We start from the raw sequence: 16,575 nt of genomic DNA on the forward strand, positions 1-16,575 counted from the left end.
AAGCATAGTAGAGAGATTAATAATAAGTATTTCATAATTTATATATTTTAATTTTCATCGGGGATTACTTCCCAGTATTGAACATTTTTATCGGGATTATTGAAGTAGTATTTTACCGGATTTCTATCAATTAAGTATGATTTTTTTAGTTTTTTACTTAAACACGGTGCACTCCTGAAACTTTTTAACAAGAATTGAGCTGTTTTTTTATTTAGGTAAAATGTATGACATTATCGTGTCAATCAAAAATTTACCAATATCTAGCCCATAAATCAATGGAAAACCGAAAGCGTGATGCGCATGTTAACAAGTGGTTGCTAAATTAGTAATTAGTAACCATTTATGAATAAAAAATAGAGAAAAAAATCTTAATTGTATTATTAATTTTTATAATACCGTTAAAATCTATAAAGCGATTTCAAAAAAACACCTTATAAGTTTTTAGCGAATTAATTTAATTATGAAGTGTCAACAACTCGGTGTTTTCCTACATGTAACCTTATATTGTAATCAATTTTTATAATATAAAGTTTACAACTGTCAAGTGAATTGATACGATGCAATTCATTTATCATTGTTTATATCAATTAATTATGGTTTACCTCATTTTTGTAACGATTATTTGGTCGTTTTCGTTTAGTTTTATTGGTGTTTATATCAGTGGACAGGTTGATACTTGGTTTGCTGTGGTTATGCGAGTTTTGTTAGCATTTATTACCTTTTTACCTTTTTTACGTTTTAGAAATATTAAGCTTAAAACCATGTTTCTTTTAATGGGGGTTGGAGCTTGTCAATTAGGAATTATGTACTTTTTTTATTATAATTCCTTCCAATATATTTCAGTACCTGAAGTGTTGCTATTTACTATTTTTACACCAATTTATGTCACGATTATTTATGATTTATTGCAAGGTCATCCATTAAGATTGAGTTACCTTTTTACGGCAATAATAGCAGTTATTGGTGCCGCTATTATTCGTTATGATCATATTAGTGCCAACTTTATTATTGGTTTTTTATTAATTCAAGGGGCCAATATTGTTTTTGCCTTAGGGCAAGTAGGATATAAAAGGATTATGGAGGTTTATCCAATGCCTCAACATCAGGCTTTTGCTTGGGTTTACTTTGGGGCGGTAATTGTGGCAACAGTAGGTTGGTTACTTTTTGGCGATGCATCAAAATTACCAACAACTAATTTGCAATGGGGAATTATTATTTGGCTTGGAATAGTGGCTTCTGGTGTGTGTTACTTTTTATGGAATTTTGGCGCGACAAAAGTCGATTCGGGGACTTTGGCTATTATGAATAATGTGGTTATCCCAACAGGGATTTTAGTGAATGTGGTTATTTGGCATCAATCATTAGACTGGTTACGCTTTATATTAGGTAGTGTAGTTATTGTATTGGCACTATTGCTACACTACAAAATTAAAAATTGATCATTGAGTTAAGCACAATAAGCAGTTAAGGTAAATGTGTCATAATCGATAAAATTAGCGGCGTTGTAATAGAAGACAGCGTCGTTGATATTAGTAAGCTTGAAGCAATAGGTCCTTGTAACACTTCAAACTGTCTTGCCATCATATAACAATTTATTGCAATTGAAACCGAACTAAGTAATACCACAACCTGTAATTCCAAAGTTGGTAAACCTAATAGTTTACCCATAATGTAAGTAACAATTGGCAATGCAGCTAATTTTAAAATACAGATAGAAGTCGTAATAAGTAATTTGTCGCGAATTTTATATTCAGCCAGTCCCATACCTAGCACAATTAATGAGAGTGGTGCAGTCATATCGCTGACCATTTTTGTTGACTGATTGATAAATTTGGGCATAGGTAATCCAATATAATTTACGACAATCCCAGTGAAAATACCTATAATAATAGGATTTTTTGATACGTTTTTTAATGCTTTGATAAAGCTCCGTCCAGAAAATTTACCCATTTGAACAAATTCAATTGATACGGTAGCAAGTGTCCATAAAATCAGAGCGTTAAATATAACAATAATGGCTACAATGGGGATTGCTTTCTCGCCAAGTAGCATTTTGATGATGGGAATGCCAACAAATACAGTATTAGTATAGATACCACCCATAGCCAAAAGTGTACTTTCTGAACCTGTTAATTTAAATAATTTTGATGCAATCAAACAACCAAACGCAAAGACGATAAATGATCCACCAAAAAAGACAAATAACACTTTTATATTGATTTGCGACTGTTCAGAAAAATGACTCATAATCTGAAACAGCATTATGGGGAATGCAATATAAAAAGTAAATTTAGTTAAGCTATCGGTCACTGTTTTTTGCCAACGACCAATTTTAACAGCTAAATATCCTAATAAAATTAAGATAAATAAAGGCAAAGTAGATAAAAACTGTGCCCATAATGTAGTAAGAAATTCCATCATTATTATTTTATTGATGATTGCGTATAAAGTACCATTCTAAGTCAGTTGATCGTTTCGAATCAAATTGATAGCCTTCTAGATTAAAACTTTTAATATCGTCACTCTTTTCAATGCAATTTTTTATAATGTATCGGCTCATTAGTCCGCGTGCTTTTTTTGCATAAAAACTGATAACTTTATAGGTATCTTTGCTTTGATCTAAAAAAATAGGCTGAATTATAGTTGCATTTAATTGTTTTGGTTTGATCGCTTTGAAATATTCGTTTGAGGCTAAATTGATTAATGTGCGATGTGATGTTTTGGCTAGTTCACTATTAAGGTGTTCTGTTAATTTATCGCCCCAAAATTGATAAAGATTAGTGTTACTACCATTTTTTAAGCGGATCCCCATTTCTAACCGATAAGGTTGAATTAGGTCAAGTGGTCTTAAAATACCGTAAAGACCTGATAATATTCTTAAATGGGATTGTGCAAACTTTAGATTTTTATCAGTAAAATCTTCAACATGTAATCCTTCATAAACATCACCTTTAAAAGCAAGTATTGCTTGCCTTGCGTTTTCAAGATTAAAATCACAATGCCAGTTTTGAAAACGTTCATAGTTAAGTTCGGCCAATTTTGGGCTAATTGACATTAATGCAGCGAGCTCTTTAGCACTTAGCTTTTTACAGTCTTCAATTAAATTTTCAGACTGGTGTATAAATTGAGGCAAAGTGTTTTGTTTAGTAATTAACGGGCTTTGGTAATCAAGTGTTTTAGCTGGTGATATCACGGTAAGCATAAAAAATAACCTATTGTAATTTTCTTCAATTAGGTTTATTTTACACTTAATTTCATCATAAAGGGGTAATAAAATGAACTCAACCAAAAAAGATATACATGATATCCGTGCTTGGGCAACTGTTCGTGATACATCAATAGAAATTGCCGAAGCGATTTTTGAACTTGCTAATCATAATGAAGTACTTGCCGAACAAATTTGGTCAGAAGGCAGTGATGAAGTCTTAAAACGTGCTTTTGCTAAAACAAATGCCGATAAACTGTTTTGGGGTGAACAAACCATCGAACGTAAAAATATTTAGGTTGTTATGAATTTAACTTTTTTAGGAACAAGCGCTGGGTCTCCAACTGCGCAGCGCAATGTCAGCAGTATGCTGTTAGATCTTAGGCAAGAGCAACATGGATTATGGCTTTTTGATTGTGGTGAATCAACTCAAATGCAAATGCAAAAAGCCAAATTCAGCCTTGCCAAACTCGAAGTCATTTTTTTAACGCATTTGCATGGCGATCATTTGTTTGGTTTACCTGGTGTATTAACTACGCGTTCTTTGATGCAAAATCAATCTCCATTAACTTTAATTGCACCGAAAGGGGTTAAGCAATTTATCGAAACCGTGATCGAAATTAGCTACTCTTGGTTAACTTATCCTCTTAATATTATTGAGCTTGAACAAGACAGCACTGTTTTTGAAGATGAACGGTTCCGAGTGGAAGCTAAATTATTAAAACACCGCGTGCCGTGTTTTGGTTATCGCATTATTGAAAAAGATCTGCCAGTTCAGCTTGATATCGATAAATTAAAACAAAATAACATTCAGGTTGGTTCTTATTATAATGATCTAAAAAAGGGTAAAACAGTAACTTTAGATGATGGGCGTATTATTCGAGGTGTTGATTATCAAAGTAAAATAAAAAAGGGCAAAAAGCTTGCTATTTTAGGTGATACCATACCTTGCCAAGCGTCAATTACGCTTGCTAACGATGTGGATTTGCTTGTTCATGAAGCAACACAAGAAAATGCACTAGAAGACAAAGCAATCGAACGTGGGCATTCGACAACCATTCATGCAGCAACTATTGCTAAACAAGCCAATGCCAAGCGACTTATTATGACACATATTAGTCCTAGATATAGTTTAGATGATAATAATAAATTGGTTAATGAGGCAAGAAGCGTTTTTGCTAATACTGAAATTGCTACCGATTTTTCAACATTCACTATTTAATCTATTTTGCCTTTTCGCCGACATTGTCGGCGTTTGCATAATTTACTCTCTAAAGGCAAAAATCCTTAATCAATTGTTCTATTGTCTTTTTAGTTGGTTTTAAAAAGTCCATTGAAATAAACTCATCGGGCTGGTGTGCTTGCTCAATTGAACCAGGGCCTAATACAATCGTTGGTGAAATTTGGTTTAGGTAGGGAGCTTCGGTGCTATAATTAACTGTTTGTGCACTATGGCCGACTAACGTTTCAATATGTTGTAATACGGGGTGATCTTTTTTACATTCATAACCAGGAATTGGGGCTACTTCATATTCAATAGCAATTCGATTTGGGTATTTATCCATAACGGGTTGTAGCGCTTCACAAAGTGTATGATACAGTGAATCAACATCGTTATTAGGTAAGACACGAATATCAATCACCAGTTCACAACAACCGCAAATACGATTAGCTGCGTCGCCGCCGTGAATAACGCCTAAATTTAGGGTAGGGTAAGGAACACTAAACCCATCATTATGATATTGTTCTTTGAATTTTTGTTTGAGTACCAATAGACGCTCAATGACTAAATTCATCACTTCGATAGCGTTAATGCCTTTATCGGGATCGCTCGAATGTCCTGATTTACCAATTACTTTAATGGAATTAGAGATAAATCCTTTATGTGCTCTGATGGGGATTAACGATGTTGGTTCGCCAATAATAGTACAGTCAGGTTGTAATTTGGTATTTTGGGCAAAAAATGCGGCACCTGCCATGGATGTTTCTTCATCAGCAGTTGCAAGAACATAAATCGGTTTACTCAATGTTTTAAGATCAATATCACGCAGAGCATCTAAAATAAAGGCAAAAAAACCTTTCATGTCGGCAGTACCAAGCCCGTATAGTTTGTTATTTTCTTCGGTTAGTTTAAAGGGATCTTTAGTCCATTGCCCTTCGTCAAATGGAACGGTGTCACTGTGTCCACTTAGCAATAAACCGCCTTGTGTTGTATTTTCGCTATTGGAATAAGTGGCTAGCATGTTGAATTTGTGGCGAGTATTAGGAACAGGTTGAATATCAACCGTAAAACCTAAATCTTCAAACCAACTGGCTAATTTATCAATAAGCGGTTTGTTAGAATAATCTAATTCTTCGTTAGTGACATTACTGATTGTTGGAGTCGAGATAAGCTCATTGTAAAGCGTTAAAAAAGAGGGAAGTGCCATAAACATCACCTTTAAATGATAAATTGAAGATATGCCTTTTATAAGGTTATAAGAATAGCATTTACATTATTTTTTGCATATAAATAATCAGTTTTTTCAGTATCGATAAAGAATTTTTATTAAATTAAATTTTTTAACATTTATTGCGTTTATTTTGTGAACAGATATTATTTGCCATAAACATTTGATATTATTTAATCAATACAATTATAGCCTATAACGATTTGTTATTTCGTTAAGCTTTGTTATAAATCACTTTAAAATATAAGGTGCTATTCATGAAACAAATAAGCAAAAAATGGATCATTATTACAGTCGTTATTGTCTCTATCGTTCTTATTTTATGGCAACAATTAAAAACAGACGGGTATGGTGCGGACTTTGTCAGTGGCAATGGGCGCATTGAAGCGACCGAAATCAATATTTCGGCAAAATTAGCTGGCAGAATCGAGAAAATTAACGTTGATGAAGGCGATTTTGTTAAAGCAGGACAACCACTTGTTGTTATGCAAACTGATACCTTACAAGCGCAATTAAATGAAGCACAAGCGCAATATGGGCAAGCAATAAGTAATGAGATAAGCGCTCAAGCACAAGTGGCATTAAAAATGAGCGATAAAGTTGCAGCTCAAGCAGGGGTAAGTCAGCGTGAAAGCGATGTAGATATTGCATCTAAGCATTTACAACGAACTGCAACGCTTTATCAAAAAGGCGCATTATCTATACAACAATTCGATGATGATACCGCTAAATTTAATAGCGCTAAAGCGGCGTTAGATTCTGCAAAATCGCAAGTTACCGCAGCAGATGCTGCAATTGCCGTTGCTCAGGCTGGTGTTGATAGTGCTAAAGCTGCGATCAATGTTGCCAGTGCTAATATAAGACAAATACAAGCAGATATTGATGATAGTACTTTAGTTGCTCCTGTTGATGGGCGTATTCAGTATCGTATTGCACAATTAGGCGAGGTTTTACCGTCTGGTGGTAAGGTTTTAAATTTAGTAAATCTGTATGATGTTTATTTGACTTTCTTTTTGCCAGAAACAGTAGCTGGCAAAGTGGCTATTGGTGACGAAGTTAGGCTTATTTTAGATGCGTTACCTGATAAAGCCATTTCAGCCAAGATTTCGTTTGTTTCAAGTGTTGCACAATTTACGCCAAAAACGGTTGAAACAAAAGATGAACGTCAAAAGCTGATGTTTAGAGTTAAAGCGCAATTAAGCCCTGAATTATTAAAATGTTTTATAAATCAAGTTAAAACTGGTTTACCTGGTGTAGCTTGGGTTAAACTTAATCCTAAAACGCCGTGGCCAGATGGCTTATCTGATATTGCAAAATGTCCAACCGAATAATTGGAGATAGCATATGTCAGATTCAGACAATAAGGATTTAGTTTTATTAAATGAAGCTAAATCCATTGATGATGCTATGGTAAAGGTAAGCAATGTTACACTGCATTACCAAAAAAACTGTGCACTTAATAATATTAATTTAGCCATTCCACCAAGGTGTATGGTGGGGTTTATTGGGCCTGATGGGGTGGGCAAATCTAGCTTGTTATCGCTCATTGCAGGGGCACATGTTATTCAAGATGGTTTAGTGTATGTCTTAGACGGTGATATGAAAGACAAATCACACCGCAAAAATGTCTGTTCGCGCATTGCCTATATGCCGCAAGGATTAGGCAAAAATCTTTATCCGACTTTATCCGTTGAAGAAAACTTGCAATTTTTTGCTCGTTTATTTGGCAATGATGCAGCAGAGCGTCGCCGTCGGATTGATGAATTAACGCATAGCACTGGGCTTTACCCTTTTTTATCAAGACCTGCAGGGCGTTTGTCAGGTGGAATGAAGCAAAAAGTGAGTTTATGCTCGGCGTTAATTCATGATCCTGATCTTTTGATTTTAGATGAACCAACCACAGGGGTTGATCCCCTTTCCAGAGCGCAATTTTGGCAGTTAATCAATAAAATTCGTAAACAACGACCACAAATGAGCGTAATTGTGGCAACCGCTTATATGGATGAAGCGCAAAACTTTGATTGGCTAGTTGCGATGTATGGCGGTAAAATTCTTGAAACTGGCACACCAAGTTCATTACTAGCTAAAACAAAAAAAGACAATTTAGACGACGCCTTTATTGAGCTAATGCCTGAAAATGCCAAGCAAGGTTATCAAACTGTCGAAATTCCACCGTTAGACCTTAATAAAGATTTGCAAATAGCAATAGAAGCAAAAGACTTAACAAAACAGTTTGGTAATTTTATTGCGGTTGATCATGTCAATTTTTCAATTAAGCAGGGTGAAATATTTGGTTTTTTAGGATCGAACGGTTGTGGTAAATCAACCACCATGAAAATGTTAACGGGTTTATTGCCGATTTCATCAGGTGACGCGTGGCTATTTGGTAAACCTGTTGATGCTAGTGATATAAATGTTAGGCGTCATTTGGGTTATATGTCTCAAGCCTTTTCTTTGTATAGCGAGTTAACGGTCAAACAAAATTTAGTTTTACATGCACGTTTGTTTGGTATTGAGGAAAGTAAAATACCTGCGCGTATTAACGAATTGCTTAAACGCTTTGGTTTAGAGCAAGATGCACAAAGCTTGCCCGATAGCTTACCTTTAGGGGTAAAACAGAGGCTTTCGTTGTCTGTTGCGGTTGTGCATAATCCACAAATTCTTATCCTTGATGAGCCAACATCTGGGGTTGATCCCATTGCACGAGACGACTTTTGGCGTTTGATCATTGAATTGTCTAGAAAAGACAAAGTCACCGTATTTATTACAACTCACTTTATGAATGAGGCTGCAAGGTGCGACAGAATTTCATTAATGCATGCAGGTAAAGTGTTAGCAAGTGATACACCTGATAATATCATCAGCGCTAAAAAGGCGAAAACATTAGAAGAAGCATTTATTCGTTATCTTGTCGATGCAGGGGCTGATGATAGTCACAATGAAGAACAAACAACCGAAGCGCCAAAAGCCATAACCAATAACACTACTGAAATATCACAAAATAATCACTTTCAAGGATTTAGTTTTACACGCCTGATAGGTTGCTTATGGCGTGAAACGCTTGAATTATCACGCGATCCATTACGGGCATTATTAGCGTTATTAGGTTCAGCAATTTTAATGTTGGTTATGGGGTACGGTATTACAATGGATGTTGAAGATCTGCGTTTTGCAGTGCTTGATCGCGATCAAAGTGTCATTAGTCAAAATTATACGCTTAATTTATCAGGCTCTAAACGTTATTTTATTGAAAGGGCACCTATCACTGATTATAACGATATGGATGCACGGTTACGCAGTAATGACATTGCTTTAGCGATTGAAATTCCGCCGAATTTTGGCCGTGATATACAGCGTGGCGATCGTGTTGATATTGCAATTTGGATTGATGGTGCTATGCCGCTGCGGGCAGAAACAATTAAAGGCTATGTACAAGGTATGCATCTTGCTTGGTTAGACGAAAAAGTAAAAGAAGTAACAGGAAAATCATCTACTAGCTTAGCAAATATAGAAACACGCTACCGTTATAACCCTGATATCAAAAGCTTGCCATCTATGGTGCCGGCGGTTATTCCGATTTTATTATTAATGATTCCGTCAATGTTAGCCGCGTTATCGGTCGTGCGTGAAAAAGAGATGGGATCGATTATCAACTTATATGTAACACCAGTAACAAAAGCCGAATTTTTGTTAGGTAAGCAAGTACCTTATATTGTTATTTCCATGTTTAGCTTTTTATTATTGCTATTTATGGCAATCACCATTTTTGGTGTTCCAGTAAAAGGCAGTTTGTTTACACTATGCCTTGCTGCGTTTGCTTATTGTATTATTTCTACTGGCTTTGGTTTATTGGCTTCAACGGTCACACGTAGCCAAATTGCGGTTATCTTTTTAACTTGCGTGGGAACAATGTTACCCGCCATTCAATTTTCAGGACTGCTAAATCCTGTCTCATCATTAGAAGGTGGAGGTCGTTACATTGGTGAAATCTACCCAACAACGCATATGCTAATTATTGCTCGTGGTGTATTTAACAAAGCGCTCGACTTTATGGATTTGCATAATTCGATATTTATTTTATTGGTAACAATACCAATTGTGCTTGGTGCCAGTATTTTTCTTCTTAAAAAGCAAGAGGGGTAGGTATTATGCAAAGTTTGATTAATATTTATCGCTTAGGCATTAAAGAACTTTGGGGATTATTGCGTGATCCTATCATGTTATTATTAATAGCTTATTGCTTTACCTTTGATATCTATATTGCTGCAACAGCAACGTCTGATTCTTTACATCATGCTTCAATTGCCGTTGTTGATGAAGACAACTCCCCCTTATCAAGGCAAATTATTGCAGCTTTTTATCCGCCAATGTTCAATACTCCCGTTAAATTATATTCAATGAATGATGTCGATCGTGGCATGGATACAGATAAATACACGTTTGCGTTGAATATTCCTCCTAATTTTCAGCGCGATGTGCTCAATAACCAAAGCCCTGAAATTCAACTCAACATTGACGCAACAAGGATGGGGCAGGCATTTGTTGGTAATGGCTACATAATGCAAATTATTACAGGCGAAGTGACTGAATATGTTAATCGTTACAGTAAAGTCACGAATTTGCCTGTTAACATACAAGTGCATACCGCGTTTAATCCTAATTTAACGCGTTCTTGGTTTGGTTCGGTAATGGAAATCATCAATATAGTGACAACACTCTCAATTATTTTAACTGGCGCTGCTTTAATGAAAGAGCGGGAACATGGAACGATTGATCACCTGCTTGCTATGCCTGTCACACCATTTGAAATTATGATATCGAAAGTATGGTCAATGGGGCTTGTTGTCTTAATATCAACTTGGGTTGCATTGTTACTGGTTGTTCATGGCTGGTTAAATGTGCCTATTGCTGGTTCGGTCAGCTTGTTTTTAGTAGGAGCGGCATTGCACTTATTCGTGACAACGTCACTTGGTATTTTTATGGCAACCGTTGCTAAATCAACCGCCCAATTTGCAATGTTACTAATTTTAGTTTTATTACCACTACAAATGCTATCAGGAGGCAGCACGCCACGAGAAAGTATGCCCGAAATAGTTCAAAATATTATGATGTTTGCACCAACAACGCATTTTGTTGAATTAGGGCAGGCGATACTTTATCGTGGCGCAGGCTTAAGTGTGGTTTGGAGTTCGTTTGCGTGGTTATTGGCAATTGGTACTGTTTTCTTCTTAATTGCTTTAAGACGGTTTCGTAGTTCAATTGTCAATATGGGATCATAACATCTTTTAATCACTAAAAGGCAAAAAGGGGACTTTGATAAACATAAAAAATAAGGCGTTTTAAGTTAGAATCAGCTTAAATTACATTATGCATTTTACAATGCAGTATAAATGATTTACATTATGTTAATCATTTATTGATTGTTGATAAACAAATTTTTATCTATTGTTTTCTTTTTTTATCTTCATTATATAAACGTCAGAAAAATATTTTTGCGGCAGAGATTTGATATAAGCAAATTAAATCAAATTATTAACTGTAATTTTAGTCTTTTTTATAACAAATAAAGCACGATAAAAACCGTTATTTAGGGAATTTTTGTGCAAGATTAATTTTTACTATACTTTAACGTTTGTTTTTTTATTTTTCTTGTTTGTTGTTTTTTAAAGAAAAATCTTTCTATTTCTCGTAAATAATAAGTTAAATGTTTCTGTTTTTTTGTGTTTTAAGGCAGTTAAGAAATCTTGGTTTACACAAGGCTTATAAGAATAAGTATAATGCCTTCAAGTTACGATATGTTCATTGAAATAGAATAAAAGGTTTCTATATTAATAATGTCTTTTATTAAGTATGCTAAATGTGAAATAGCATTTAATAATATCAATTTACAATAAAGAAGAATGCCGTTTTATATGTAATAAAATATATTTGATTTTGTACCTACTTATTTTAGCTCGGTCTATAAATATAATCTTTAATCTTAAGTTACCGACCATTACCGAATTTGTATTTTAAGTAATATTATTTTAGGAGTTTTAAAAAATGAATCTAATCTGGTCTGCAGTTGGGCAAGTTATAAGTTCTTGTCTTCCAGTTTTTTTGTTAATCTTTCTTGGTTGGTTATGTGTACAAAAAGGTATTTTTACAAAAGATTCTAAAAAATTATTATCAGGACTAGTATCAAACTTTGTCTTTCCTGCATTGCTTTTTGTGCATACATCTCATGCCAAACCATCGCAGATATTTAATGGCATTTGGATGATAGCCTTTTTCTGCACTATGTCATTTTTATGGATAATTTGCTTTTTAACTAATAAATACATTTTGCATAAAGAGTTAAAATCAACAGCGATGAATGCCATGCTTTGTTGCTTTCCTAATATGGGCGGAATGGGAGTGCCTTTTTTGACGTTAATGCTTGGGGCTGCGTCTACCATTTCGGTCGCGATTGCTAATTTTGTTGTTGCATTATCATTGATTCCGATGACAATTTTCTTACTAGAATTATGTGATACTAAATTATCTGGTGGTAAAGTTACTGGTGATATGATCTTTAGTGCAGTAAAAAACTCACTCATGAAACCCATGTTTTTGGCTGTTATTTTAGGATTAATTGTGAGCGTTACTGATGGTACTAAATGGTTACCGCATTTTGTATTTAACACTTTTGATATTATGTCTAATGCGTGTAACTTCATTTCGCTTATTGCGGTCGGTGTAGGTATTCACGGCGTTAAGTTAAAATTATCAAAACCATTAATGATCAACGTGGTTTTGAAAAGCTTTATTACACCAATTGTTGCACTTATTTCTGTGTATTTATTTGGTATCACAGGTATAGAGGCCGAAGAGTTAGTCTTCTTATTAGCCATGCCAACAGCATCAACAGCAGTAATTTTGGCTTATAATTGGAATGTTGAGCAAGAACAGGCTTCGAGTATTTTCTTTGCATCAACAGTTTTATCTATCTTTATTTTGCCAACGTTACTCCTTATTATGGATTTCACCGTTCCTGGTGTTGCTTAATAAATAAAATTATCCCTCTTCGTTTTACTTTAATTAAACGAAGAGGTTTATTATTAATTTTCTAAAGTTATTTACCGATTTTCTTTTAAACAAAAAAGTGATGAAATTTGAATTTATGGAGAATTTTAAGTATAAAAAAAGCCCTAATTGGGCTTTGTAAAGAGACATTAAAAAAATATTTATTTTCTTTTAAAATTTTCATCATTTTTTGTGTATTCATATGCATCAAGAATTAACCCAGATATTCTTAATATATTTTCTGGTTTATCAATAATAATTTGATCTCCTGCGCCAATTTCTAATCCAGCTCTCTTAACTTCGTCTTTTATCTTATCTGTTAACTCAATTGGCAATTGAATTGATGGGCGTTGTTTATTATCAAAATATCGAACCATCCATCTGTTGGATTTATTTTGATAAAGCACGTTAAAATATGATTCGGTATCTTTGTATGTTAATTCATCGTCATTTGTTATTGAATGTATGTGATCAAATAAAACTCTTTCAGAGTAAGTTGTGATAATTTTATTATTCTCAGGATCTATAATATCTGCTTTTTCATCAATTATTGTTGCTTCTTCTTGATCGCTTGGTGTATCGTCTGAAATTTCTTTTTTTCCTGTTAAACCGACAACAACCATATTACTTACAGCTCTTTCAATTGCATTTTTTACAATCGGTGTAATGCTATCAAGAAATTTTTGATTTAGTTGTCTTGAGATATTTGATTTATTTGCTACATATTTAACAAAATCAATTGGCGCCTCTCTTAGTGTTGAAGTTATTGTTTTAGTAAATAATGAAAAATAAATACTTTCTTCTGCTAATGTCCTTAATGCTTCCGGCTTGAATTGGTCGTATCTAAATTGATAAAGTTGTTCATAATCATTGTCTTGTAAATCTTCAATTTTAATTTTTAAAAAAGGAGTAGCGTCCATAATGTTTTTTTGTTCTAAATCGGTAAAAAACCTCCATTCCCTACCGTTAGTTATTGCGGCAACGGCTACTTCTGGCGTTGCATTGAAATATCTAGAAAGTTGTGGGCAGTGATTTGTTAATTCTTCATTCCATGATTTTGCTTCTATGAACATTACAGGTAAATCTTGGCAGAAAAGAGCGTAATCAACTCGCTCATTAGCTTTTTCTCCGGGAAAATCTGCTTTAAATTCGGCTTTTACTTTGGTTGGATCGTATGGTGTAAAACCTAATATATCAAGAAGTGGTAATATTAAAGCTTGTTTTGTTGTTTCTTCTGTAGTGCAGTGGTTGCCAACTTTTTTTACATGTTCCGAGTGATTATTTAGTTTACTTTTGAAGGTTTTCATATTTATTGCCTTATATTATATTGATTATTTGTTTGATTTTCATAAAAATTGTTAATTATTTCTATAATGCTAATAATTATTATTGTTTTCGTCTAAATATTCTATTTTTAATAACCATCTACAAAGTGGTTATGTTTTATACTTACTTTTAAAGTTAGATATCATGAACATTAATAAATCTTGACGATTTAACAATGGCAGCTACATACATAACTTCATCTACTTGTAGTAGCTCAAGCTTAATTTGACAGACACATATTACTCATCGGCCTTCATTTTAACAAAATGCGTGTCCGATGAGCAAAATAAATTCTCCAATTGCTTTTCCTTAACCAACCCCTTTGCATCATTCCATGTTTGCCATGGAGTCTTTCCATAACAATATTTTCCAGAATGTGCTCTTTCTCGATTGTAAAACTCAAGCCATTGCTCAATATCGTTTTGTATTTCACTTAATTGTGTGTAAATCTTACGTCGAAATAAAATATCATAACATTTTGTTTTCATCGTCTTATGGAATCGCTCAAAAATGCCGTTAGTTTGTGGGCTGTAGGCTTTGGTCTTGGTGTGTTCAATATCTTCTAGATTAAGATAAAGTTCATAAGCATGGCTCGCCTTTTGGTGTTATAAAATAACTCAAATGTCAGATTAAGTAAAGCCTATTACATTTCATGGCATTAGAAAGCTCGGTTATCAATGGAATCGTAAACAGCGTATTCCCCCCGCCCCCCAAAAAGTTATCGGTTCCTAATAAACAAGGAGAATGACTGAAGAACGGCTAACCATTTATAATACAGAAGGACCACATGAGGCACTAAATAATATCACGCCGATTGAATTTAAAACACGAAAACAAGCAGCGTAATTTTCTATGTGGGTTTTGTGCTAAAAATGGGGTATTTACACATGGACGGGGCAAATGTTTATTTTTTTAATTGTTCTAATAGCAGCAGAATAGATACTTAAGCAATTAAATTTTATAAAATATTGAGAATTAATTTAAGTTATTGATTTTAATGGCGTCCCCTACAGGATTCGAACCTGTGACCTACGGCTTAGAAGGCCGTTGCTCTATCCAGCTGAGCTAAGGAGACGGAGATTTATTGGTTAAGTCGGTGTGTATTATATAAGGCTATTTCAATTCGTCAATGATTTTTAATAGTTTATTGCGTTGAGTTAACAAAATATTTTCAGCTTATAAATAATTTGGTTACTATTTGATACCGGTGATTTAAGGGAGTATTTTTTGATAATTTCTATAGTTTTATCAAATCAAGGATGTAAAAGAAGATAAACTCATTGAAATTTTCGATAAACAATGGAATAGTTCTAATGAAAAAACTGTTCGGGAGGATACGTCAGAGGACACAAAAAAATATGGAAGGGTAGTTGATACTTATGATTTATCCGGTAATAATTGTACAACAAAAACTTGCAACGCATTGAAGGAAGCAGGAAGTGCCGTTTTTAAATTTAAGAATTATGAAGAATATTTTGTTATACCTATTTCTTTAAATAATTTCTTTATTAAACAAAAAGAAACAAATTCTAATATAAAAGATTTTACGAAAGATATGAAATTTGCTTATCCAAAGATTGAATCAATACAAGAATTAAAAGGAGTAGGTTCTAGAGCTAAAACCTCTGGAAGTACGCGTAAAATTTCAGGAAGTTCAGCAAATTCATCAAGTATGGAAAAATCAAGTAGTGGTAGTAGCCCTAAATCAAGTGGTGGTAGTTATGGTTCATCCAACTAAATCAAAATGAAAACATTTATGAAAACATTTATAACAATCTTTTTTATTCTTATAGTCGTAGTTGAAGTGGCTTTAATATTAAATGCCTTTCTTACTGTAAAATACCAAATGGAAAATGATGATGATTTAAGTCGTTTATTAAGTAAGGTATACAATATGTTAAGCACGCTTAGTCTAGTGATTATTTTTGATTTAATTTATCTATTAATCATACATATTTTATTTTTAAAAAAATAATGTAATTGAAGATTAAACATTATTAAATTAAAGGAGGATTAAAGCTTATTCTATGATTAATTCACTAAAAATATTAGTAATACTATTATTACTAATTAAGTGCTTTACGGTGGTCCTTCGATATAAGGATGATCCCACTGCTTCAATAGCAATCAAGTTAAATCCTGTTTTAGAAAATTATGTTTATCAAAATGATAATTTAGACATAGAAAGCATTTATTTTATTCTGTGGTCTGATGAAAATGAAGCAATAGGAGAAAATGTAGTTAATATAATTTATAAAATTCCCTTAACGGTTTATGTTGTTGTTTTACTCTTATTATTTTATTTAGGACGAAGAACAATACAAAAGCAGGGTTAAACCAGATGAGAAAATTCGAAATAACAGAATTTAAAACATGCTTGTAAATTTGCAACTTGGAAGCAAGCTCTTATTATGATTCGAAATTTAGATTATCTGTCGATAACAGAAGCCACCTTACAAAGACTGTATAAACAAATTATTTTACAGGATGATACCTTTGAATAAAAAAACAATAATAACAATTTTAGTAAGCTTCGCCTTATGGAGCTGT

At 33.6% G+C, this 16,575-nt stretch carries 13 protein-coding genes, 1 tRNA gene and 1 pseudogene; 9 read left to right on the top strand and 6 right to left on the bottom strand.

The annotated features are described in order from the left end of the window. The first annotated feature begins 593 nt into the window (after nt 1-593). Entirely contained in the window at nt 594-1,439 is an 846-nt protein-coding gene (locus tag GQ590_RS10985) for a carboxylate/amino acid/amine transporter (protein ID WP_160406257.1), read from the top strand. Nucleotides 1,440-1,464: 25 nt separating this feature from the next. Here GQ590_RS10985 and GQ590_RS10990 read toward each other — a convergent pair whose 3' ends face one another. Together GQ590_RS10990 and yaaA are read right to left on the bottom strand one after the other, a co-directional pair. After that, a complete protein-coding gene (locus GQ590_RS10990; RefSeq protein WP_160406256.1) occupies nt 1,465-2,421 on the bottom strand; it encodes an AEC family transporter in 957 nt (318 codons plus the stop codon). A gap of 7 nt (nt 2,422-2,428) precedes the next feature. Next, complete coding sequence (gene yaaA, locus GQ590_RS10995; RefSeq protein WP_160406255.1) at nt 2,429-3,202, bottom strand: peroxide stress protein YaaA; 774 nt, start codon at nt 3,200-3,202, stop codon at nt 2,429-2,431. 73 nt (nt 3,203-3,275) lie between these two features. On the opposite strand from yaaA, the gene GQ590_RS11000 reads away from it, so the two are divergent. Together GQ590_RS11000 and rnz are read left to right on the top strand one after the other, a co-directional pair. Then, a complete protein-coding gene (locus GQ590_RS11000; RefSeq protein WP_160406254.1) occupies nt 3,276-3,503 on the top strand; it encodes a YccJ family protein in 228 nt (75 codons plus the stop codon). A gap of 6 nt (nt 3,504-3,509) precedes the next feature. After that, on the top strand, nt 3,510-4,427 hold the full coding sequence (gene rnz / locus GQ590_RS11005) for a ribonuclease Z (protein WP_160406253.1): 918 nt from the start codon (nt 3,510-3,512) through the stop codon (nt 4,425-4,427). 49 nt (nt 4,428-4,476) lie between these two features. Here the strand turns inward: rnz and argE are convergent, their stop codons facing one another. Next, complete coding sequence (gene argE, locus GQ590_RS11010) at nt 4,477-5,640, bottom strand: acetylornithine deacetylase (protein ID WP_160406252.1); 1,164 nt, start codon at nt 5,638-5,640, stop codon at nt 4,477-4,479. Nucleotides 5,641-5,912: 272 nt separating this feature from the next. Here argE and GQ590_RS11015 point away from each other — a divergent pair, with 272 nt between their 5' ends. From GQ590_RS11015 to GQ590_RS11030, 4 genes are all read left to right on the top strand, one after another. Then, complete coding sequence (locus GQ590_RS11015; protein WP_160406251.1) at nt 5,913-6,986, top strand: HlyD family secretion protein; 1,074 nt, start codon at nt 5,913-5,915, stop codon at nt 6,984-6,986. A gap of 76 nt (nt 6,987-7,062) precedes the next feature. Further along, on the top strand, nt 7,063-9,798 hold the full coding sequence (gene rbbA, locus GQ590_RS11020; RefSeq protein ID WP_160406364.1) for a ribosome-associated ATPase/putative transporter RbbA: 2,736 nt from the start codon (nt 7,063-7,065) through the stop codon (nt 9,796-9,798). Nucleotides 9,799-9,803: 5 nt separating this feature from the next. Next, nucleotides 9,804-10,934, top strand: coding sequence for an ABC transporter permease (locus GQ590_RS11025; RefSeq protein WP_160406250.1), 1,131 nt, complete (start codon nt 9,804-9,806; stop codon nt 10,932-10,934). Nucleotides 10,935-11,697: 763 nt separating this feature from the next. Beyond that, nucleotides 11,698-12,681 (top strand): AEC family transporter, encoded by a 984-nt coding sequence (locus GQ590_RS11030; protein ID WP_160406249.1) that lies wholly within the window; start codon nt 11,698-11,700, stop codon nt 12,679-12,681. A gap of 179 nt (nt 12,682-12,860) precedes the next feature. Here the strand turns inward: GQ590_RS11030 and GQ590_RS11035 are convergent, their stop codons facing one another. The 3 genes and pseudogenes from GQ590_RS11035 to GQ590_RS11050 form a co-directional block, all read right to left on the bottom strand. Continuing rightward, nucleotides 12,861-14,012: a type I restriction endonuclease gene (locus GQ590_RS11035; RefSeq protein WP_160406363.1), complete on the bottom strand. Its 1,152-nt coding sequence runs from the start codon at nt 14,010-14,012 to the stop codon at nt 12,861-12,863. A gap of 252 nt (nt 14,013-14,264) precedes the next feature. Continuing rightward, nucleotides 14,265-14,618 (bottom strand): annotated as a pseudogene (locus GQ590_RS11040) (integrase core domain-containing protein); the annotation flags it as partial. A gap of 405 nt (nt 14,619-15,023) precedes the next feature. Then, nucleotides 15,024-15,100, bottom strand: a tRNA-Arg gene (locus GQ590_RS11050). Nucleotides 15,101-15,448: 348 nt separating this feature from the next. Between GQ590_RS11050 and GQ590_RS11055 the strand changes: the two genes are divergently transcribed. Then, nucleotides 15,449-15,763, top strand: coding sequence for a hypothetical protein (locus GQ590_RS11055; protein ID WP_160406247.1), 315 nt, complete (start codon nt 15,449-15,451; stop codon nt 15,761-15,763). 289 nt (nt 15,764-16,052) lie between these two features. Beyond that, on the top strand, nt 16,053-16,361 hold the full coding sequence (locus GQ590_RS11060) for a hypothetical protein (RefSeq protein WP_160406246.1): 309 nt from the start codon (nt 16,053-16,055) through the stop codon (nt 16,359-16,361). The last annotated feature ends 214 nt before the right edge of the window (nt 16,362-16,575 follow it).

Origin of the sequence: Gilliamella sp. Lep-s35, assembly GCF_009795845.1 — a bacterium.
Lineage (GTDB): Bacteria > Pseudomonadota > Gammaproteobacteria > Enterobacterales > Orbaceae > Gilliamella.